Here is a 20156-nt window from a genome sequence, read left to right on the forward strand (position 1 = left end):
GAAGCCGATGCCCGCGATGTGCTCATGGGTAAACTCGAGCGCAAAGAAAAGATTATGGGCTTTGGTCACGCCATCTACCGAGATTCAGATCCTCGTAACGCCATCATCAAAGAATGGTCAGAAAAACTGGCCACAGATTATGGCGATGATCGCCTCTACCGCGTATCGGTCGCCTGTGAAGCCCTGATGTGGGAACAGAAAAAACTCTTCTGTAACGCCGACTTCTTCCATGCCAGTGCTTACCACTTCATGGGCATTCCAACCAAGCTGTTTACCCCGATCTTCGTTTGTTCACGGGTAACGGGTTGGGCAGCACATGTGATGGAGCAGCGTTCAAACAACCGCATTATTCGTCCAAGTGCCGACTATGTGGGTGTATCACCACGCAAAGTGGTACCCATTGCCAACCGTTAAGCAAAACTGACCACACTTAGCGCGAGACTTCACTCAAGGTGCGTCTCGCGCCGACTTCATTTTCCGAAATGGATGATGTTATGAGCACTGTTATGAACACCCAATATCGCAAGCCTTTACCCGGCACAGCACTCGACTATTTCGATACCCGCGAAGCCATTGAAGCCATTGCCCCCGGCGCCTATGCGAAATTGCCTTACACCTCACGCGTGTTAGCGGAAAACTTAGTGCGTCGCTGCGAGCCGCAGGCGCTTACCGACTCGCTAAAACAAATTATTGAATCAAAACAGGAGCTGGATTTCCCATGGTTCCCAGCCCGCGTGGTGTGCCACGATATTTTAGGGCAAACAGCTCTCGTTGACCTTGCTGGTCTGCGTGATGCGATTGCCGCTAAGGGTGGCGATCCTGCCCAGGTTAACCCTGTGGTTCCAACTCAGCTGATTGTTGACCACTCACTGGCAGTGGAATTCGGTGGTTTCGATAAAGATGCCTTCGCCAAAAACCGCGCCATCGAAGACAGACGCAACGAAGACAGATTTCACTTTATCAACTGGACGCAAAAAGCCTTTAAAAACATCGATGTGATCCCACAGGGTAACGGCATCATGCACCAAATCAACCTGGAGCGTATGTCACCCGTGGTGCATGCTCGCGATGGCGTGGCATTCCCCGATACCTTAGTGGGCACCGACAGTCACACACCACACGTGGATGCGCTGGGTGTTATCGCTATCGGCGTGGGCGGTCTTGAGGCCGAAAGCGTGATGTTAGGCCGCGCCTCTTATATGCGTCTGCCCGACATTATCGGCGTAGAGCTCACAGGCAAGCCTCAACCGGGCATCACCGCCACCGATATCGTTTTAGCCTTGACCGAATTCCTGCGTAAGGAAAAAGTGGTTTCCTCTTACCTTGAGTTCTTCGGCGAAGGCGCAGAGGCTTTAACACTTGGCGATCGCGCGACTATCTCTAACATGACGCCAGAATTTGGCGCCACCGCCGCCATGTTCTATATCGACCAACAAACGCTAGACTACCTAACCCTCACGGGTCGTAGCGATGAGCAAGTTAAGCTGGTTGAGACCTATGCCAAGACCGCAGGTTTATGGAGCGATGATCTCAAGCAGGCCGAGTACCCACGTACCCTGCATTTTGACCTGTCATCGGTAGTGCGTACCATTGCAGGCCCTTCTAATCCCCATGCTCGCGTTCCGACTTCAGAGTTGGCCGCGCGCGGCATCAGCGGCGTGGTTGAAAACGAGCCAGGCCTCATGCCAGATGGTGCAGTGATTATTGCGGCCATCACTAGCTGCACCAACACCAGTAACCCACGCAACGTAATTGCGGCGGGCCTGCTGGCACGTAACGCCAATGCCAAAGGCTTAAGCCGTAAACCTTGGGTGAAAACCTCACTCGCCCCCGGCTCTAAGGCGGTACAACTCTATTTAGAAGAAGCCAACTTGCTGCCAGAGCTGGAGTCATTAGGCTTTGGTATCGTCGGTTTTGCCTGCACCACCTGTAACGGTATGAGCGGCGCACTCGACCCGGTGATTCAGCAGGAAGTGATCGACCGCGATCTGTACGCCACCGCCGTATTATCCGGTAACCGTAACTTCGACGGTCGTATTCACCCTTACGCTAAGCAAGCTTTCCTCGCATCACCGCCATTAGTCGTCGCCTATGCAATCGCTGGGACGATTCGCTTCGATATCGAGAAGGATGTACTCGGTCAAGATAAAGACGGCAAGCCAGTGCGCTTAATCGATATTTGGCCAACGGATGCCGAAATCGATGCTGTGATTGCGGCAAGCGTGAAGCCAGAGCAGTTCCGCAAAGTCTACGAGCCGATGTTCGACCTGAGCGTCGACTATGGCGATAAGGTCAGCCCACTGTACGACTGGCGTCCACAATCGACCTATATCCGCCGCCCACCTTATTGGGAAGGTGCATTAGCGGGCGAGCGCACCCTCAAGGGCATGCGTCCACTGGCGGTATTAGGTGACAACATCACCACCGACCATTTATCGCCCTCGAACGCGATTATGATGGACAGCGCGGCAGGCGAATACCTGCACAAGATGGGCCTGCCAGAGGAAGACTTTAACTCCTACGCGACACACAGGGGCGACCACTTAACGGCCCAGCGCGCGACCTTCGCCAACCCTAAACTCAAAAACGAGATGGCAATTGTCGATGGCAAGGTGAAGCAAGGCTCACTGGCGCGTATCGAGCCAGAAGGCCAAGTGACCCGCATGTGGGAAGCCATTGAAACCTATATGGATCGCAAACAACCGCTGATTATTATCGCTGGTGCCGACTATGGTCAGGGTTCATCCCGTGACTGGGCGGCCAAGGGCGTGCGCTTAGCGGGTGTAGAGGCGATTGTCGCCGAAGGTTTCGAGCGTATTCACCGCACAAACTTAGTCGGTATGGGCGTGTTGCCACTGGAGTTCAAAGCGGGCGAGAATCGCGCGACCTACGGCATCGATGGCACCGAGGTGTTTGATGTTGTTGGTGATATCGCGCCACGTGCAGATCTCACCGTTATCATCACCCGTAAAAACGGTGAGCGTGTCGAAGTGCCTGTGACCTGTCGTTTAGATACCGCTGAAGAAGTGTCTATCTACTCTGCTGGCGGCGTACTGCAACGGTTTGCGCAGGACTTTTTAGAGTCAAATCTGAAGTAAGATTCGCGCTAAAAGGCGGCAATGCCGACAAGCTTGCCGCCTATATCGACACAAACCTTTTCGCTATTCCCCTTGGAGTTAATAGCATGAGTAATAAACTTTTCCCGCCCCAGATTAAAGTGGCTGCAACCTATATGCGTGGTGGCACTAGCAAAGGGGTATTTTTCCGTCTGCAAGATTTACCCGAAGCAGCCCAAGTACCCGGCCCAGCCCGTGATGCACTACTGCTGCGCGTCATTGGCAGCCCCGACCCCTATGGTAAACAAATTGATGGTATGGGCGGCGCAACTTCCAGCACCAGCAAGACGGTTATTCTGTCTAAAAGCAGCCAAGCCGACCACGATGTTGACTATCTGTTTGGCCAAGTGTCTATCGACAAACCCTTTGTGGATTGGAGCGGTAACTGCGGCAACTTAACCGCCGCCGTCGGCGCCTTTGCCATCAGCAATGGCCTGATTGATGCTGCGCGCATCCCGCAAAACGGTATCTGCACCGTGCGTATTTGGCAGGCCAATATTGCAAAAACCATTATTGCCCATGTGCCGATTACTGATGGCATGGTGCAAGAGACTGGCAATTTTGAGCTCGATGGCGTGACCTTCCCCGCCGCCGAAGTGCAGATCGAATTTATGAACCCCGCCGCTGACGAAGACGGCGATGGTGGCAGCATGTTCCCAACGGGTAATTTAGTGGATGTGCTCGAAGTGCCCGGCATTGGCCACTTTAATGCCACCATGATTAACGCGGGCATCCCGACCATTTTTATCAATGCCGAAGACTTGGGTTATACAGGCACTGAGCTGCAGGACGATATCAACAGCGATAATGCCGCTCTTGCCAAGTTTGAAACCATTCGTGCTTATGGCGCCGTACGTATGGGGCTTATCACACATATTGATGAAGCGGCCGCACGCCAACATACCCCAAAAATCGCCTTTGTTGCTAAACCGAAGAGCTATGTGTCATCCAGCGGTAAAACCGTAGCGGCACAGGAAATCGATCTTCTGGTACGTGCCCTCTCCATGGGCAAATTGCACCATGCGATGATGGGCACAGCCGCCGTAGCGATTGGTACCGCGGCGGCGATTCCCGGCACTTTAGTGAATCTCGCGGCTGGTGGTGGCGAGAAGGAAGCGGTTCGCTTTGGCCATCCTTCTGGCACCCTTCGCGTCGGCGCACAGGCCATGCAACAAAATGGCGAATGGACAGTGACTAAGGCCATTATGAGCCGCAGCGCCCGAGTGCTGATGGAAGGTTTTGTACGCGTGCCCACCGTATAAAACCAGACAACTGATTCGCACCTTCAAGTTGATTGATATCACCCTATCAATAGAGTTCAACCAAAGGCCTTGCTTCTCCCCCTTCCGGCAAGGTCTTTTTTTATTTATCTTCCCTGCGAGCTGCAATATGTTGGCATTCGGTAAAAAATGCTAAACTTGCGTTGGTCACAGCTGATATTGATAAAAACACCTTACGCTATATAAATCTGTGAATAAATTAACCATTATTTTAATTTTAAAACTGAGATCGCGTCAGTCTCATTCTTAACGCGACATTCCTAAAGTAACGTTAATAATACCTCCCAAAATTGGGGAAAAAGTAGGGAATGATAGGGGTAGCTTTGAGTCAACCAATCCTTAGACTAATCGTTAGCGTGCTCTGCATTCTCAGTTTTGTTGCGGTGCTTCCCGCAGGCTTGGCATTACCGCTTAATGCGGCAAATACACTGCTTAAATTTGAGCATATCCGCAGCGAAGAAGGGTTAAACCAAAACACAATCACCAGCCTATTTATGGACAGTGCTGGCATGCTGTGGATTGGCACTCAAGATGGGCTCCATAGCTATAACGGTTACAACTTCAATCTTTTTATCCACTCCCCTAATGATCCTCAAAGTATTTCAGAAAGTTATATCTCGGATATTATCCAAGATGCCCAAGGTTATCTTTGGATAGGTACTTTTAGCCAAGGTATAAATCGGCTCAATTTAAAAACAGGCACCTTTGAACGCATTGGCATAGAACAGGGTCTCACCGATCCCAGGGTCACTAAACTCAATATTGTCGGCAATACGCTGTGGATTGGCACTCAAAGTGGCTTGTTTTCTTTTTCCACAAGAACAAAACGCTTAAGCCAAGTTTCACTAGGAACCAGCATTGAACCCTATATCACCAGTCTTGCCAATGTTGATAACACCTATTTACTCGCAGGAACCAGGGATAATGGTACCTTTGCAGTAAGTGCAAATACGATTACGCGGCTGAATGTGCCGCAGGACGTGATTGCTTATCAGATTAAAGCCAATTCAAGTCGAGCAATTAGCTTAGCGCTTGGTAATCAGCTCTGGCACTATGATCTGACCACTCAACAAGGGACTATCATCTGGCAAGCAGAAAATAATGTTCCCTATATCAAAGATTTTGTTCAAACATCCCAAGGACAATTCTGGGTCGTCGGACCTGAAGCTGGTTTAATACAATTAGAAAGAGAGGCGGATCAATTCGTTGCAACTTATCATAAATTTGATCCCAAACGCACCAACAGTATCAGTGAAAACAATATTTTATCCCTGCTAGAAGATCCTTTTGGCAATCTATGGCTCGGCGCGAGTTATTCTGGATTGAATAAGATCAACACTCGCCGTCAATATTTTCAGCATCTGTTTGAATATACGACCGAATTACCTCAACAGAGCAATAATGTCCGTAGCCTTTACCGCAGCCAAGATCAGGCTCTGTGGATAGGAACAGAAGGCGCGGGCCTTAAGCGGTTAGCACGAAATAGTAAAACATATGAAAACTACAGCACTTTTTTTGCCAAGGCATTAGGGTTAGGGACTCAATACTTAAACCTCACTCTGCGCTCGATTATTCAAGATAAGCAAGGCGTCCTCTGGTTTGCCAGTAACTATGGACTAGGGCGTCTGGCTCCAAACGGTGAATTTAGCCTACTCAATGTTGCAGATAGCAAAGACACCTCAGCAGAAGCGAACTATATCCGCAGTCTAGAGTTAGATGATCAAAATAGGCTCTGGGTAGCGACATCCCATGCGCTATATCGGAAATCCACTATAAATGATGAATTTACGCCTGTTTCGCTAACAGGCATTGAAAATTTTCATCCTACACAAAACCTGTTACTCACCCTTAGGGCCAATAATAATATTCTGTGGATTGGTTCGCTCAATGGACTAGTAAAATTAGATATGCAAACGGGGCATGGCGACGTTTTTTACCATGACCCCCATGACAAAAACAGCATTATCAATAACCGCATTAGGGATATCTTAGTCGCAAGTAATGGTGATGTTTGGTTTGCGACCCACGGTGGCATTAGTCGGCTATCGTATCAAACCTTATTGCCCATTTTTAGTGATTATACCCGTGAACAAGGTCTACCCAGCGATACAATTTACGCTCTGCTGGAGGATGATGAGCATCATATTTGGTTCAGTAGCAATGCCGGTATTGGAAAATTAAACCCTATCAATAACAAAATTATTAATTTCAACGAACAGGAAGGCTTACAGGCACTGGAATTTAACGGTGGTGTAAAACTTAAAGACAGTGATGGCGATCTCTGGTTTGGCGGAATTAATGGCATCAATCGCTTTAACCCTAAAATCCTACCTGACAAAAGGGGTGAAGCGAAGGTAGCACTCACAGCATATAAAATTGCCGGCCAAAAACAGACGATTTTAGATCTGAGTCATCCGCCGAAAATCGTAATGAACTACGCCGATCAATTAGTGAGCTTTGAAATCACCTCACTGGATTTTAGCTATACAGGAAAAAACCGCTTTAGTTATTTCCTCGAAGGATTTGATAACCATTGGCACGATTTACCGACAGGCAATGAAATCACCTTCACTAATATCGATCCAGGCAACTACGTGCTCCATGTGCGCCACTCACTTGAATACAACCGTCAAGGTGACTATACGCTTTTGGTCGATTTAACCGTCAATGCACCTTTTTATCGCACCGAATTGGCCTATGCGCTTTATATTCTACTGACACTAACTCTACTGATATGGATAGTAAAATGGCGCAAACAAAAACGTCGCCAACAACAAGAGTTTGAAACTAGCATTCGTGCATCTGAAGAACGGCTTAAACTGGCGCTTTGGGCTTCGGGCGACGGGATGTGGGACTGGAATATCCAAGAACAACAGGTTTACCGGACGCATACAGATATACCTGTCCCTCAATGGAACCGTCACCATCTACTGCACGACAATGCTCATCCTGAAGATAGGGAAAGATTTAGGCACGAGTTAGCCGAACACCTACAAGGACGCACTCCCTTCTTTGAAGTGGAATACCGCATTGAGCATTCGCCCAACAAATGGGTTTGGATCCTTGAGCGGGGTAAAGTTGTTGAAGCTAATGGGCAGGACCATCCCATTCGTATGACGGGCACAACTCGGGATATTACCTCGCGCAAGCTGATCGAAAACGAGCTGGTACTCTCCTCACAAGTGCTAAATAGCATGAATGAAGCCGTCGTGGTGGCAGGATTAGACTATCGAATCCGTTCGGTAAACCCTGCTTTTAGCAATATCACTGGTTATTCAGAGCGGCAGATTAGTGATAAATACTTAATTCACTTAGCCTACAGTAGAAAACAACGGGATCTGTTTAATAGCATTGAACAGCAACTACTACGCCATAAACATTGGGCGGGAGAAATTTGGATCCGCAATAAGGCCCGTAGAGCAATTTTGGTGTGGCTCGAGATTAATCAAGTAATTGACGTAAAAGGTGAAACTAGCCACTTTGTGGCGGTATTTACTGATATTACAGAGCGCAAAAAGGCCGAGGAGGATTTACGTTTCCTCGCTAGCTTTGACACGCTCACAGGGCTGCCTAATCGAACCTTATTCCAAGACCGGCTTAATCACGCGATATCTCAAGCACATAGATCGAATAATATTGTCGCCCTACTGTTTTTAGACCTCGACCGTTTTAAGCACATTAACGACTCTATGGGGCACCACATTGGCGATCTATTACTCAAAGCAGTGGCCCATAGGCTGCAAAATGCCGTCCGCGAAGGAGATACCGTAGCCCGCTTGGGTGGTGATGAATTTACCATTATTCTAGAAGGTGTGGCGAAAACTAAAGCAGCGACGTTAATTTCGGAAAAAGTGCTCAAAGCCTTTCAAGCGCCCTTCTTATTAGAGGACAAATCCCTCACTATCTCCACTTCGATAGGTATCAGTCTCTATCCTAATGATGCTGTAGATGTGGATTCGTTAATTAAATTTGCCGATACCGCCATGTACCATGCTAAGGCTCTCGGGCGAAATAACTTTCAGTTTTATACCAATAAACTCAATGAGATGGCGACTCGCCATATGCTGCTCGAAACGGGATTAAAACAAGCAATCGCCCACAATGAGTTAAGCTTGGTGTATCAACCTAAGTTTTGCCTACGCAATGGATCTCTGACAGGGCTTGAAGCACTACTGCGCTGGCAGCATTCAGAATTAGGCCCCATTTCTCCCGCCGAGTTTATTCCCCTCGCGGAAGAAACAGGCATGATCAATCAAATAGGCCATTGGGTGATTAACCACGCTTGCCAACAACTGGCCGAATGGAATGAGTTAAGTTTTAGCGATATCACCATGGCCGTTAACTTGTCTGCTAGACAGTTAAAGGCCGATATTATCTCAACCATTGAAGTAGCCCTTGCGGTATCAGGACTTCCCGCCCAGGCTCTTGAGTTGGAGCTAACTGAATCGATGATCATGGGCAACCCACAGGAGTCAGTTAATATCCTCTCAAAACTCAAAGCATTAGGCTTAACCATCGCTGTCGACGATTTTGGTACTGGCTATTCAAGCTTGAGTTACCTCAAACGTTTCCCTATTGATACCTTAAAAATTGACCGCGAGTTTGTGCGCGACATAACCAACGACCCCGATGATGCGGCCATTACCAGCGCGATTATTGCTCTCGCCCACAGCCTAGAGTTGAATGTGGTGGCAGAAGGGGTTGAAACTCAAGAACAACTTAACTTCTTGGCGCTGCAAGGCTGTGATCAAGTCCAAGGCTTTCTGCTGAGTAAACCGCTGAGCACCAAAGATTGCCAAACACTTTTAATACAACAGATACAAAAGCGGCAAGACGCAAAAGAATAAGGCTCCATCATGGAGCCTTATCGTATTGATTTAGAAACTATTAAGGTGCGATACGCTCAACGCGTCTCACCCAGCCATCAGGGCCTTGAATATGGCCTTTCTGGATATCGGTATACAGCTTGTAGATGCGTTGAATATGCTCACCTACTTCACCGTTGCCCACAGTCACCACTCGGCCATCTTCAAAAATATAGGAACCGACAGCAGACACTACGGCAGCCGTCCCAAAACCACCCGCTTCGATAATCTCACCGGATTCGATATCGGCGATAAACTTATCCAGCATGACCGTCTCTTGGCGCACTTCGCAGCCGAGCAATTCACCCAGCTCCATAATAGATTGCGAGGTAATCGATTTTAAAATGGTATCGGTGAAGGTTGGGATGATCACTGTGCCGTCTTTCAGAATGTGGAAGTGGTTCATCGCGCCCGCTTCTTCAATCTGTTGGTTGTTCGCATCTAAATACAGCACCTGCGAAGCACCAAACTGTGCGGCAGCTTTACCCGCACGCAATGAGGCAGCATAGTTACCCGCTGCTTTAGAGGCGCCAGTACCACCCGATACGGCGCGATGGTAAGTCTTGCTGATCAGTAGACGAATGCCTTTATTCACACCCGCCGCGTAGTAAGCACCACTTGGGCTTAACACCACGCAGAATGTGTAGCGCGAACTTGGGCTTACAGACAGACGGTCTTCGGTCGCAAAAATAAAGGGGCGAATGTATAAACAGGCACCTTCTTGCATCGGGAACCAAAGACGGTCTACGTCGATCAAGGCGTTGATCGCATCGATTTGCATCTGCTCATCAATATTAGGAATGCAGACAATATCCGCAGAGCGATTCATACGCTCGGCGTTTTTGTTGATGCGGAACGTGTAAATTTCGCCATCTTGATGCATAAAGGCTTTTGCGCCTTCGAAGATTGACTGACCATAATGCAGGGCCATCGCACCCGGCGCCATTTCAAACGGGCCATAGGGCACAATACGAGGATCGCGCCACTCACCATCGCGATAATCCATTAAAAACATATGATCGGTTCTGAGGCTACCGAAGCCCACATTTCCTTCGGGCTTGAATTGCTCAGTACGGCGTTCGGACGCAGGTTTTAAATCGTATTTTATTTCCATCGCATACCACCTTGATTACTGAACAAGCAGACTAGGTAGCGACAGGAATAAAGTCAATAGGTGAGATTCATCTAAAAGTCTTAGCCGATAAAATAACCCAGCAAAAATGTCTTATTAGCTTGCCGTAATCTTGAATAGGTTGATTCTACTTCCCTTATTGACTTTGGATTTCCCCCTGCTTCGCCTCAAGCCAACCACCGACGACTTGTATGGGCTCTTCATTTAGCGTTAACCACACCACCCAAGCTAAATGAGGCGCCTTCTGCGCCGTAGCCGGAATGCTATTGAGATATTGCTCAAAATACAGTGCTGAATCTGATGCAACAAACTCCGTCGCACGGACACTCACAGGGATTGATTGCATGCTAAATACAACAAAGTCATGGGTTAACTGCTTATGGCGATTCTCACCGCGTTTAATTTCACTAGTTAACCCTGAGCCGACGAGTGCTAACTGTAAACGTGCTTGACTCAGATCTTTATGCTGCCCCCAAGGTTGCTGTGGCACAAAACTCGCCTCAAGCTGCTGGTTGGCGATACGCACTTTAAGCACACCCACCTCAGGTTGAGGCACGGCAAAAATCTCGGTTAATTCACCCGAAAACCAGCCACGCCACTCCTTAGCATTAATCACAAACTGTGGCGTATACACTTGCCGTGTATGCTTTTGGTTTAAATGTTGATATTGGCGCTCACTAAATGCTTTTTGACCAAAAATATCCCGCCAACCAAGGTAATCCCAATAGGTCACATGAAAGGCTAGCGGAAAATATTTCTGCCATAAATCGGTCTGGTTAAACTGCTCAGATAACCAAGCTTCGGCGGGCGGACAACTACTGCATCCCTGTGAGGTGTAAAGTTCGATAATATAAGGACGGGTCACGGCACTCTGCGCTTGAAATGGGGCCAATGTCTGAGCAAATACAGGTTGCCACCACTGCAACCACAAAAGACCAACGAGTAAGATGCATTTCATATTCAATCCTCCTATCACTGAGTGATGAGACCTTGAATTGCACCTAAATCATTCAACTGAGAAAAAAGATGATGTCTGACTATAAAATGATCCCCTGTGCCCATTATGACTACCTTGAGCTGGCTTGCCTTCGGAGCTATTGGCTCAAGATTGAGTTACAGGACGGCAGCCAATGCCAAGCACGGGCAATTACGACTCAGACCCATGCCGATAAGACTGAATGGCTGGTCGTTGAACATCAAGCGGGCCAGCAAACACTGCGGCTAGATAGCATTATCGCCATCACGCCGACGGATCCCGCTGCTAGTTTTGGCCGTGTTATGATTGCGAGCCAATAACAAAGGAGCAAAAATAAATGGCAAGGATGATTCTGCTGTTGGAATTAGGCGATTGGACTGGTGGTCACCATGGCCAATCTCCCTACTTGGTGGAGTTTGATAGCAAGCGACTCGATTCCCCCTTTGACGTTAGCGAAGGTTGGGGGCACGGATTAGGCGGCAGCCGTTATTCGTTGGCACGGTTTATTGAAACTGAACATTATACTCAACTCAAGCTCCACGCATCTTGGGCTGCGGCCATCATAGCGCAAGATTTACCAACACTGAATATTGAAGCCATCTCCCAAGGGTTGCAGGCACATTATGCCTCGCACAGCCCAAATATTCCGGCAAATCTGGCTCGCTATTTCTAACTGAAGATCTTGTTTTAATTGAAAATCGCGTTGTTGCGACGGATATGACACCAGAATCTCTGGCAGCAATTACCTGATGACGAATAAAGCCAAGTATTAACTTGGCTTTACGACTGACTTAGCTGTCGATCGCGGTTTACGCCTTGGCTACAGCTGCAATCACAGAGACTTCAACCAAATATTCGGGCTCGGCAATCGCCGCCTGTACACAGGCACGGGCAGGCGCATGACCTTGTGGTACCCAAGCGTCCCAAACGGCATTCATGGCATCGTAGTCATTCATATCCTTTAGATAGATAGTGGCTGACAACAAGTGCTCACGGGAACTGCCCGCCTGCGCTAACAGGGTATCAACTTCCTCTAGCATAGTCGTCGTTTGTTCGGTGATGTTTTGATACTTATCCTTCGCCACTTGGCCACATAAGTACACTGTGCCTTGGTGGATCACTATGCTGCTCATACGTGTACCAACATCTAAACGGGTAATGCTCATAGGGATAATCTCTTAAATCAGATAGTTAATTCTGTGACCATTTTACCCCGAAAAGGCTCAGTTTGTCTGCGAACGAGCGCCCACCCAGGGTGGATAAAAGCGCGTCATTAGCATGAGCAAACCTAGCGCCGTAAATATCACGCCACACCATACAAACACTGTTGCCACAGATAAATTGACTAACTGAAATCCCACTAATGCCGCAACAGCAGCAATTAATGCAAAGGGCAGTTGAGTCACCACATGGTCATGGGGTAAACAGCCTGAACTGGTCGCGCTCAGCACGCTGGTATCGGAAATTGGCGAGCAGTGATCGCCAAACACCGAGCCTGCCATCACCGCACTTAATACAGGTAACAGCAAGCTGGCATCCATGTTATGGGCGATTTCTCCGCCGATGGGGATCATAATCGCAAAGGTTCCCCAGCTTGAGCCAGTGGCAAAGGCCATGATAGCGCAGAGTAGGAACATCCCCGCCACCAGCAAACTGGGGGATAAATACCATTTTGCCCAATCGGCCAATAAACTCGCCACGCCCAGATCTTGGATTACAGCACCTATCATCCAAGTGCAGAGTAAAATCGCGATAGCAAAGGCAATCATCCGCACCCCATGGGCTAAATCGCCCAGCAGTTTCCCAATGCTTCGGCCCGACAGCAGCAACAACACTAGAGTCACTAACGTCGATAACAAACACGCATCGCGCATCGCAGCGCCAATATCAGCTTTGGCTAACCAGGCCGAAATATCCCATGACGGCACCTGCTGCGCGCCAGACCAGAGAGTTAAACCGACAGAGGCGCACAGTAAGGTCAGCATAGGGATTGCCAGCAGCCAAGGATTGCCTTGCGAGGGAGTAAAATTTGGCTCAACGGGCTCAGCTCCCAACGCAGCCCTCTCCACAGGATGAAATCCGACCCCAAACCAGGCCACAATCAACGACAAACCTAAAGTCGTAATCGCATAAAAATTGGATAAGGCCACCTCGATAAAGGCTTCAAGGGCTGAAACGGGTAAAAAGCTGAGTCCCGCCAGTAGCGCCATCACATAGGGCCCCCAGCTAGAAAAAGGCAAGAGTGAACAAAGCGGCGACGCATTAGAGTCTACTAAATAAGCCAGTTGCGTCTGACGAATACCATAACGCTGGCTCAACGGTTGGCACACATGGCCCACGGCAAGGCAGCTAAAAATACCATCAATAAACACTAACCAACCCAGCAATACGACACCAATACGCGCTTGTCGGCCCGTACGAATACGCTGATATAACCAATCACCGAACTGCCCTACCGCACCACTTCGGGCAAGTAGCTGTGTCATGCTACCCAGTAATAACATGGCCATTAGCACGTTTAAATGCCACCATTGCCATGCATCTTGGCTATAAAACTGCTTAACGCCTATCTCCACAAGATAACTTAAGCTTTGCAGTATATTGAAGTGGGCAATAATCAAGGCGCCCGAGAGGATACCAACACCTAGGGCAACTAAGGTACGTCGCAACCATAGGGCTAACACTAAGGTTAATAACAGGGGAATTATGGCGAGCAGGCTTGATGTCATGGGCCATTCCGATAATAAATAAAACCAAGAATACTAACGAGTTAATAACAAATGCAAAAAACTTAAATTAGCACTCCGTTATCGGGCATTTTTTAGCCAAACGGCAAAGACTGCTATTCCTTATGCTCTTGGCACTGCTAGAATCACAGTCCCATCCAGAAACTATAGGACTCTCCAGATGAGCCTTGAATTACTGTCCAAACTGGAAACCAAGATCCAGGCTACACTCGAAACTATCGAGCTTCTAAAAATGGAGCTAGAGGAAGAGAAGCAAAAGACGTCAACCTTGAGTGAGCAAAACCAACAATTAAGTGAGCAAAACCAACAATTGCAGCAAGAACTGAGTTCTTGGAACGAGAAAGTTACCGGACTTGTTGGCTTGCTCAATAGTGAAATCTAAGCTGTTTTAGTTTGATGATTCTGCGCTTCAATCAATTCGTTCAGCTCTAAGATAGCCTGCTTTACTTTTGGCAGGCTTTTTCTCGGTAATAAAAATCTTCCTTTTTCAAATTCCAATCGACCTAAGTCTTTTACCCATATCACGCCAGTGAGAAAAATACGCGCATGCTTAACAATAAGCTTAGGTGCGTAGACAGGGAAAACTCTCATATAACCCCCTACAGGCATTTTTGTTGTTATTGACCACAGTCATTTGACAGAAAGATGTCCAATTGAGTTTCATCGATAAAGAATTATTTTCAAAACTTACAATAAATACAAAATAACAAATTGATTTAATTTATAAAAATAAAGCAATGATAAACACAAACCCAAGTGTCAATATTTTGACTATTGACATTATTTTGACGCTTATCTAAAATCATCCGTGTTACTCAGGGTAAAAATGAGCCATATGGCTCAAGTCCGTACTCTCCATTATCGGAAGTACGGTTTTTTTTGCCTAAATCCTAATACGCATTCTCCGCAAAACTGGTTCAACGTATCGTGGACAATTTGATGCGGCCAATAAAAAAGGAGCGCTCGGCTCCTTTTGTGTTACTTATTAATTATCAATGAGTTAGATTGCAATTAGATGACTAAATCACCGCAATCCTAAGATAATTACTTTCTCGCTAAGTAATATGCAATGTCTAATAGCTCGTCATAGGACTTAATCGCACCCGTTTCAACACGGTATTTGCCATTCACCACGAGCGCAGGCACGCCAGAAAGTTTCGCGTTTTCAGTATCGCGCTTCATTTTCGCCATTTGGGCTTTGACCATAAATGAATCCGCTGCGGCATCAAAAGCTTTACCATCAACGCCATTAGCCACAAATAAGGCACGCACATCGTCACGGCTAGTAAAGTGTTGTTTCTTGTCATGGATGGCAGCAAATAAAGCCGCATCGATTTTTTCATCGACATTGAGTTGATGAGCAACCGCAAAAGCGCGTGACATCTCTACGCCCATTTCTTTGCCAATAAAATCAACGTGGGCTTGGTTAAATTCCACACCTGCTGGCTTTTCAGCCAAAATTTTAGGCACAACCGTTTTCGAAAAGTTGTAGCAATGTGGGCAATAGAAAGAGAAAAACTCGGTGATTTCAGGTTTAGCTGTCGCGGGACCATCATTAATCACAGTGTAATGTACGCCTTCTTTGTATTCCGCTGCCGAAACCGCTAATGGAGCCAATAACAGCGCTGCCGCCATAAGTAATGCTTTTTTCATGAATTTTCCTTAAATCAATTATCTAAAATAGCTGGAGCCTAACATATTTCATTTTTTGAGTGTAACTCAAGCTGAGAGTTCAATCCGTTAGGCAAGAGAGCCTCGTAAATCCCACCCTGTTCACACATTTAGTAAGGGATCAAACTTAGCGGTGGTTCATTAAGTGCCGCGAGTTGCTCCTTAAATGCCAAAATCTGCTGCTCCCAATACTTTTCATCCCCAAACCATGGGAAATGCATAGGGAAAGCCGGATCTTGCCAACGCCTGCCAATCCAAGCGTTATAGTGCACCATCCGTAATGCGCGTAGGGGTTCAATCAACGCCAGTTGCCGCGTATCGAATTCACAAAATTCCTCATAGGCTTCGAGCAATATCTCGAGTTGCAGTTGCTGCTGCGCCCTATCCCCCGTTAGCATCATCCATAAATCTTGAATGGCAGGTCCCATACGGGCATCGTCTAAATCCACAAAACCCGGCCCATCGGGTGTCCAAAGAATATTCCCTGGGTGTAGATCACCATGCAAGCGAATCGGTTTGAAACATTGCTGCGACCAAACGGTGTTGACCTTCGCCAGCACTTGTTCGACCACAGTGAAAAAGGCGACCCGTAGAGAAGTCGGCACCAATTCTGATTGTTTCAACCACGCCAAAGGCTCATCGCCTAAGATTTGCGGATTGAGCGGTTCGCGGGCATGAAAAACCGACTGTGCGCCGTACTGATGTATACGACCGATAAAACGGCCAACAAATTCCAACTGTTCTAAATTATCGACCTCAAAGGCTCGACCACCGATAGAAGGAAACAGTGCAAACCGAAAACCTTGGAAATGGTGCAAGGTACGCCCTTGCACTAAGGCTGGCACCGCCATCGGGATTTCCTGCTCGGCAAGCGCGAGAGCAAAATCGTGCTCCTCTTGAATTTGCGCATCGGTCCAACGATTTGGACGATAAAACTTCACTACATAGCGCCGCCCTTCATCACTGCGAAATTGATACACGCGGTTTTCGTAGCTATTGAGTGCTAATAGGCCCGTTTCAGGGTAAATGCCAAGACTTTCGATAGCATCTAAAATCAAATCCGGTGTTAGAGCTTGAAAAGCAAAGGCAGCCCCCGAATCAGCATTATCGATGGCACTTTGGTGTTGATTTAACGTATCTAGGCTCATTGGAACTCTCTCATTAAATGGTGGCGCGCTCATAAGTGGCGGCTTAACAGCGTGGCCAGGTATTCTAGCACCTCAACATCAGCCTCACGCTCCACACTCAGCCAACAGATATTGCCGTAAAACTCATAATTGAGCCAAAGTGCTGTACCTTCAAACTCCAATAACCATTGATGACGATCGGCTCCCCATTGACGCTCGCGCACGCGGCAATCTAAAGCATGGGCTAACGGCTCGGCAAAGGCCTCGAAATGATCAAAATCGATATCACCGCTCACACTTAAGCTTAACGCGGCGCTATCTAACTGAATGGCGTTTAATTTCATCTTTACTTCCATCAACTACTGCACGACATAATCAGCCCTTGCCCCCAATCCGGAGGACGCTTGGCCAGATCGTCATGCTCAGCTTGCTCGCTAAACGGTTGACGCAACACTTGGTGCAAACGCTGTAGCGGCGCAAGATCCCCTTCTTCAACGGCGATAATCGCTTCTTGGGCCAAATAGTTGCGCAAAATATACTTGGGATTGATGTTATTACGCACCTGCTGCCACGCCTCAACATCAGTAACCTTACCAAGCCGCACCTGATATGCCTGATACCAAGTATCGAACTCGTTGAGATCAATAAAATCATCCCGCAAAGGCGAGTGCACACTGCTAGGATCAAGCTGACCAAATCGACGCCAAGTGTTGCTGTAATCCAGCTGATTTTTCTCCATCAACACGGTAAAGCGGCCAATGAGTTCTAAGTCCTGTTGATCCTGCTCGGCTGTCGAATCCGCTCGCTCAGCGAGTCCTAACTTAGCGCGCATCAGCATCAAATAATGCTGCACTAGAGCATGTTGATATTGATTCAAAGCGGCAATTAAATCATCGGACGGGATCACAGGCGTCAACGCCTGCGCTAAACGTTGCAGGTTCCACAGCCCAATGCCGGGCTGCTGCCCAAAGGCATAACGCCCCTCTGGATCGGAATGATTGCAAATAAAGTCTTCTTGGAAGGTATCGAGGAAGGCAAACGGGCCAAAATCGAAACTATCACCAAGAATCGACATATTGTCGGTATTCATCACCCCATGGGCAAAGCCGATAGCCTGCCAATGGGCGATCATCTTGGCGGTATCTTGCACCACCTGTAAAAACCACGCTTTATAGCCCGCCAGATCGCAGCTCAAATGCGGATAATGCTGCTTCAAGGTAAAGTTGAGTAACTGCGTCAGCTTATCGGCTTGACCACGCTCGCTATGGCAGAAAATTCGAAATGACCGAAACGGATATGGCTGCGCGCCAAACGCACAGTAATGGCTGCGGTTTCTTGGCTCTCGCGCCAAACGGGCATATCAGAGCCGATCACCGCCAAGGCACGGGTCGTTGGCACACCTAAATGGTGCAATGCCTCAGAAACGAGAAACTCCCGCACCGCAGAGCGCATTACGGCTCTGCCATCACCATGACGAGAATAAGGGGTCGGTCCGCCGCCTTTGAGTGCCACATCCCATGTACCATTAGGGCCGATTGCTTCACCGAGGATAATCGAACGCCCATCGCCTAATCTAGGGGTGTAGCCACCAAACTGGTGCCCGCTATAAACCTGCGCATAATAGCTTGCACCTTCAACAGCCGCGTTACCCGATAAGCCCTGTAATAACTCATCTGTTGGCTGACTTAACCCAATTAATGACGCGGCATCGTCACTCCAAGCGAGCCAATGGGGGTTACTAATGCCCTGCGGATAGACTTGGGAATAAAACTCAGGCAATTGGGTGAAAAAATCCTGTTTGAACTTCATCAATACATTCCCTATTGAGTGAGCAGCTTGCACACCAGCACTGACTTATCGTTCAACTCACACTGCTGGCCACATTGATATACGCCCGCGCCACTGGCCTCGAAGCCACTCATACCTGACCCCGTTAAACGCTGTAATCCATGGGCTTTGCGCTGGCATTGTTCGAGAGTGTCGTAATAACCATTGATATCATCAGGTTGTAACGGCGTCGTTGGCAGCGAGATCGCCTTGGGATAATAAAATAGCGTCCATTCCGGGGTTTTAGTGCAACCTGTCAGCCCAAGAGCCAAGCTGGCAAATAAGACAACCAAGGGTAATTTCATTTTGACGATTTGATTCAAGAAACTCGCAACACACTTCATAAAAATAGCTCATAAAAAAAGCGAACCTTAGTTCGCCTTTTGCGCGGTAAGTCTCCGGATTCTACACGGCTTTTAGCCGTTAAATAACCGCTTTTAGGTTATGGGCATTTGAGGCGCTAGAATTAACTGGCTTATGCCAGAGTCTTTAACCTTACGCCATGACAACAGAGTCATTCTTACTATCACTTTTATGCAGTTGCAGCTTTTGCCTGCGCCTTCTCAATACGGCTGATCCGGCCTTCGAATCCAGTGACAGTACCGTCGGTTAAGCCAAGTGAGACAGCCTGCTGACATAGCGCGATAGCTTCGTTAAAGGCTTGAGTATCATTTAATAATGTTGCAAGTTGCATAAAGCCTGTGGTTTTAAGCTCAACCTGTTTGGGCTTGGTGGCATTCGCTCGGTGGAATAATGCCGGATAAAGCTCACACAGTGCTGCACCATAGGCTAAATAGTCAGTCGATTTTCGCTGCTTATAACACTCTGCAATCACATCCTGTAACGCGTTATAGCGCGCAAGTTCGGTCTCTGCACTTTGATAACCTTCGAACGCACGCTGCAATGTCACATTCGCCCATGAGCCTGGTGTCGCAAGGCCTTCGGCCTCGGAGGATACAGGTTTAATTTCAGCCTCTTTCTCAATTTTTTCAGAGGCGTCGGCCAAGATAATCACAGGGTCTTCATTGGGCACAGCGGGAATATCGACATCGATAATATCTTCACTTATTGCAACGATTTCGGCGCGGCTAGGCTGATGCACCTCTTCCCTCGGCATTAATTCAATCTCAGGCGCTTTCATAATAGCAGAAGCGTCTTCAGGCGTATTATTTACTGGAGGAGTAACTTCGGGCGTAGATTCAGCCACTTCTGGGAAAGAATTAGTATCCTTTGTCATTTCAGTTGTTTTTTTTGCCATCATTGCCTCTTGCTCTTCCTTCGCCAAGCGCTGGGCACGACGAAATAAAAACACTCCGATAACGATCAGTATTAAAACGACAATGACCTTCATTCTTCTTCACCTTTTATGGCTGCTTCCTGTTAGAAGCTATTGCAGTTGGCTTGCCAGAACGACT

The 20156-nt window shown here is 47.8% G+C and carries 17 protein-coding genes and 1 pseudogene; 7 read left to right on the forward strand and 11 right to left on the reverse strand.

What is annotated here, in order from left to right:
- The 4 genes from SHEWPOL2_RS14050 to SHEWPOL2_RS14065 form a co-directional block, all read left to right on the forward strand.
- Positions 1–414, forward strand: a 414-nt coding sequence (locus tag SHEWPOL2_RS14050) for a citrate/2-methylcitrate synthase (RefSeq protein WP_037429225.1), incomplete at its 5' end; no start/stop codon positions are given.
- A gap of 80 nt (positions 415–494) precedes the next feature.
- On the forward strand, positions 495–3098 hold the full coding sequence (gene acnD, locus SHEWPOL2_RS14055) for a Fe/S-dependent 2-methylisocitrate dehydratase AcnD (protein ID WP_037429227.1): 2604 nt from the start codon (positions 495–497) through the stop codon (positions 3096–3098).
- An 86-nt stretch (positions 3099–3184) separates the two neighbouring features.
- Positions 3185–4378: a 2-methylaconitate cis-trans isomerase PrpF gene (gene prpF, locus SHEWPOL2_RS14060; RefSeq protein ID WP_037429230.1), complete on the forward strand. Its 1194-nt coding sequence runs from the start codon at positions 3185–3187 to the stop codon at positions 4376–4378.
- Between the two features lie 326 nt (positions 4379–4704).
- The gene (locus SHEWPOL2_RS14065; protein WP_037429234.1) at positions 4705–9243 is read left to right on the forward strand and encodes an EAL domain-containing protein; all 4539 of its coding nucleotides are present in this window, start codon (positions 4705–4707) and stop codon (positions 9241–9243) included.
- 40 nt (positions 9244–9283) lie between these two features.
- Here the strand turns inward: SHEWPOL2_RS14065 and SHEWPOL2_RS14070 are convergent, their stop codons facing one another.
- Together SHEWPOL2_RS14070 and SHEWPOL2_RS14075 are read right to left on the reverse strand one after the other, a co-directional pair.
- Positions 9284–10375: a branched-chain amino acid aminotransferase gene (locus SHEWPOL2_RS14070; protein ID WP_037413731.1), complete on the reverse strand. Its 1092-nt coding sequence runs from the start codon at positions 10373–10375 to the stop codon at positions 9284–9286.
- Positions 10376–10529: 154 nt separating this feature from the next.
- Complete coding sequence (locus SHEWPOL2_RS14075) at positions 10530–11351, reverse strand: DUF1223 domain-containing protein (RefSeq protein ID WP_050991369.1); 822 nt, start codon at positions 11349–11351, stop codon at positions 10530–10532.
- Positions 11352–11422: 71 nt separating this feature from the next.
- On the opposite strand from SHEWPOL2_RS14075, the gene SHEWPOL2_RS14080 reads away from it, so the two are divergent.
- Both SHEWPOL2_RS14080 and SHEWPOL2_RS14085 read left to right on the forward strand, forming a co-directional pair.
- Positions 11423–11689: a Rho-binding antiterminator gene (locus SHEWPOL2_RS14080; RefSeq protein WP_037413736.1), complete on the forward strand. Its 267-nt coding sequence runs from the start codon at positions 11423–11425 to the stop codon at positions 11687–11689.
- A gap of 17 nt (positions 11690–11706) precedes the next feature.
- Positions 11707–12042, forward strand: coding sequence for a hypothetical protein (locus SHEWPOL2_RS14085; RefSeq protein WP_037429237.1), 336 nt, complete (start codon positions 11707–11709; stop codon positions 12040–12042).
- 136 nt (positions 12043–12178) lie between these two features.
- Here SHEWPOL2_RS14085 and SHEWPOL2_RS14090 read toward each other — a convergent pair whose 3' ends face one another.
- On the reverse strand, positions 12179–12535 hold the full coding sequence (locus SHEWPOL2_RS14090; protein WP_037413739.1) for a RidA family protein: 357 nt from the start codon (positions 12533–12535) through the stop codon (positions 12179–12181).
- Positions 12536–12592: 57 nt separating this feature from the next.
- Positions 12593–14098, reverse strand: a complete 1506-nt coding sequence (locus SHEWPOL2_RS14095) for a Na+/H+ antiporter NhaC family protein (protein WP_037429238.1) — start codon at positions 14096–14098, stop codon at positions 12593–12595.
- Positions 14099–14276: 178 nt separating this feature from the next.
- Here SHEWPOL2_RS14095 and SHEWPOL2_RS14100 point away from each other — a divergent pair, with 178 nt between their 5' ends.
- Positions 14277–14498, forward strand: a complete 222-nt coding sequence (locus SHEWPOL2_RS14100; RefSeq protein WP_037413745.1) for a cell division protein ZapB — start codon at positions 14277–14279, stop codon at positions 14496–14498.
- On the opposite strand, the gene SHEWPOL2_RS14105 is transcribed toward SHEWPOL2_RS14100, so the two are convergent.
- The 7 genes and pseudogenes from SHEWPOL2_RS14105 to SHEWPOL2_RS14135 all read right to left on the reverse strand — a co-directional run bounded on the left by SHEWPOL2_RS14105 (position 14495) and on the right by SHEWPOL2_RS14135 (position 20092).
- Complete coding sequence (locus SHEWPOL2_RS14105; protein ID WP_011070699.1) at positions 14495–14707, reverse strand: DUF1107 domain-containing protein; 213 nt, start codon at positions 14705–14707, stop codon at positions 14495–14497. The genes SHEWPOL2_RS14100 and SHEWPOL2_RS14105 overlap by 4 nt on opposite strands.
- Before the next feature lie 453 nt (positions 14708–15160).
- Positions 15161–15769, reverse strand: a complete 609-nt coding sequence (locus SHEWPOL2_RS14110) for a thiol:disulfide interchange protein DsbA/DsbL (protein WP_037413747.1) — start codon at positions 15767–15769, stop codon at positions 15161–15163.
- A gap of 128 nt (positions 15770–15897) precedes the next feature.
- A complete protein-coding gene (locus SHEWPOL2_RS14115) occupies positions 15898–16935 on the reverse strand; it encodes a serine/threonine protein kinase (protein ID WP_037413750.1) in 1038 nt (345 codons plus the stop codon).
- Between the two features lie 29 nt (positions 16936–16964).
- Entirely contained in the window at positions 16965–17258 is a 294-nt protein-coding gene (locus SHEWPOL2_RS14120; protein WP_086024049.1) for a DUF3630 family protein, read from the reverse strand.
- 11 nt (positions 17259–17269) lie between these two features.
- Positions 17270–18723: pseudogene (locus SHEWPOL2_RS14125) on the reverse strand (YdiU family protein).
- 11 nt (positions 18724–18734) lie between these two features.
- A complete protein-coding gene (locus tag SHEWPOL2_RS14130; RefSeq protein WP_037429258.1) occupies positions 18735–19046 on the reverse strand; it encodes a hypothetical protein in 312 nt (103 codons plus the stop codon).
- Positions 19047–19273: 227 nt separating this feature from the next.
- On the reverse strand, positions 19274–20092 hold the full coding sequence (locus SHEWPOL2_RS14135; protein WP_037429241.1) for a hypothetical protein: 819 nt from the start codon (positions 20090–20092) through the stop codon (positions 19274–19276).
- Between the last annotated feature and the right edge of the window lie 64 nt (positions 20093–20156).

The sequence above is a fragment of the Shewanella sp. POL2 genome (assembly GCF_000282755.1).
Taxonomy (GTDB): domain Bacteria; phylum Pseudomonadota; class Gammaproteobacteria; order Enterobacterales; family Shewanellaceae; genus Shewanella; species Shewanella xiamenensis.

Coding starts and splice junctions, on each gene's coding strand:
- acnD (WP_037429227.1), top strand. CDS start 495: ATGAGCACTGTTATGAACACCCAATATCGCAAGCCTTTACCCGGCACA.
- prpF (WP_037429230.1), top strand. CDS start 3,185: ATGAGTAATAAACTTTTCCCGCCCCAGATTAAAGTGGCTGCAACCTAT.
- SHEWPOL2_RS14065 (WP_037429234.1), top strand. CDS start 4,705: ATGATAGGGGTAGCTTTGAGTCAACCAATCCTTAGACTAATCGTTAGC.
- SHEWPOL2_RS14070 (WP_037413731.1), bottom strand. CDS start 10,375: ATGGAAATAAAATACGATTTAAAACCTGCGTCCGAACGCCGTACTGAG.
- SHEWPOL2_RS14075 (WP_050991369.1), bottom strand. CDS start 11,351: ATGAAATGCATCTTACTCGTTGGTCTTTTGTGGTTGCAGTGGTGGCAA.
- SHEWPOL2_RS14080 (WP_037413736.1), top strand. CDS start 11,423: ATGTCTGACTATAAAATGATCCCCTGTGCCCATTATGACTACCTTGAG.
- SHEWPOL2_RS14085 (WP_037429237.1), top strand. CDS start 11,707: ATGGCAAGGATGATTCTGCTGTTGGAATTAGGCGATTGGACTGGTGGT.
- SHEWPOL2_RS14090 (WP_037413739.1), bottom strand. CDS start 12,535: ATGAGCATTACCCGTTTAGATGTTGGTACACGTATGAGCAGCATAGTG.
- SHEWPOL2_RS14095 (WP_037429238.1), bottom strand. CDS start 14,098: ATGACATCAAGCCTGCTCGCCATAATTCCCCTGTTATTAACCTTAGTG.
- SHEWPOL2_RS14100 (WP_037413745.1), top strand. CDS start 14,277: ATGAGCCTTGAATTACTGTCCAAACTGGAAACCAAGATCCAGGCTACA.
- SHEWPOL2_RS14105 (WP_011070699.1), bottom strand. CDS start 14,707: ATGAGAGTTTTCCCTGTCTACGCACCTAAGCTTATTGTTAAGCATGCG.
- SHEWPOL2_RS14110 (WP_037413747.1), bottom strand. CDS start 15,769: ATGAAAAAAGCATTACTTATGGCGGCAGCGCTGTTATTGGCTCCATTA.
- SHEWPOL2_RS14115 (WP_037413750.1), bottom strand. CDS start 16,935: ATGAGCCTAGATACGTTAAATCAACACCAAAGTGCCATCGATAATGCT.
- SHEWPOL2_RS14120 (WP_086024049.1), bottom strand. CDS start 17,258: ATGAAATTAAACGCCATTCAGTTAGATAGCGCCGCGTTAAGCTTAAGT.
- SHEWPOL2_RS14130 (WP_037429258.1), bottom strand. CDS start 19,046: ATGAAATTACCCTTGGTTGTCTTATTTGCCAGCTTGGCTCTTGGGCTG.
- SHEWPOL2_RS14135 (WP_037429241.1), bottom strand. CDS start 20,092: ATGAAGGTCATTGTCGTTTTAATACTGATCGTTATCGGAGTGTTTTTA.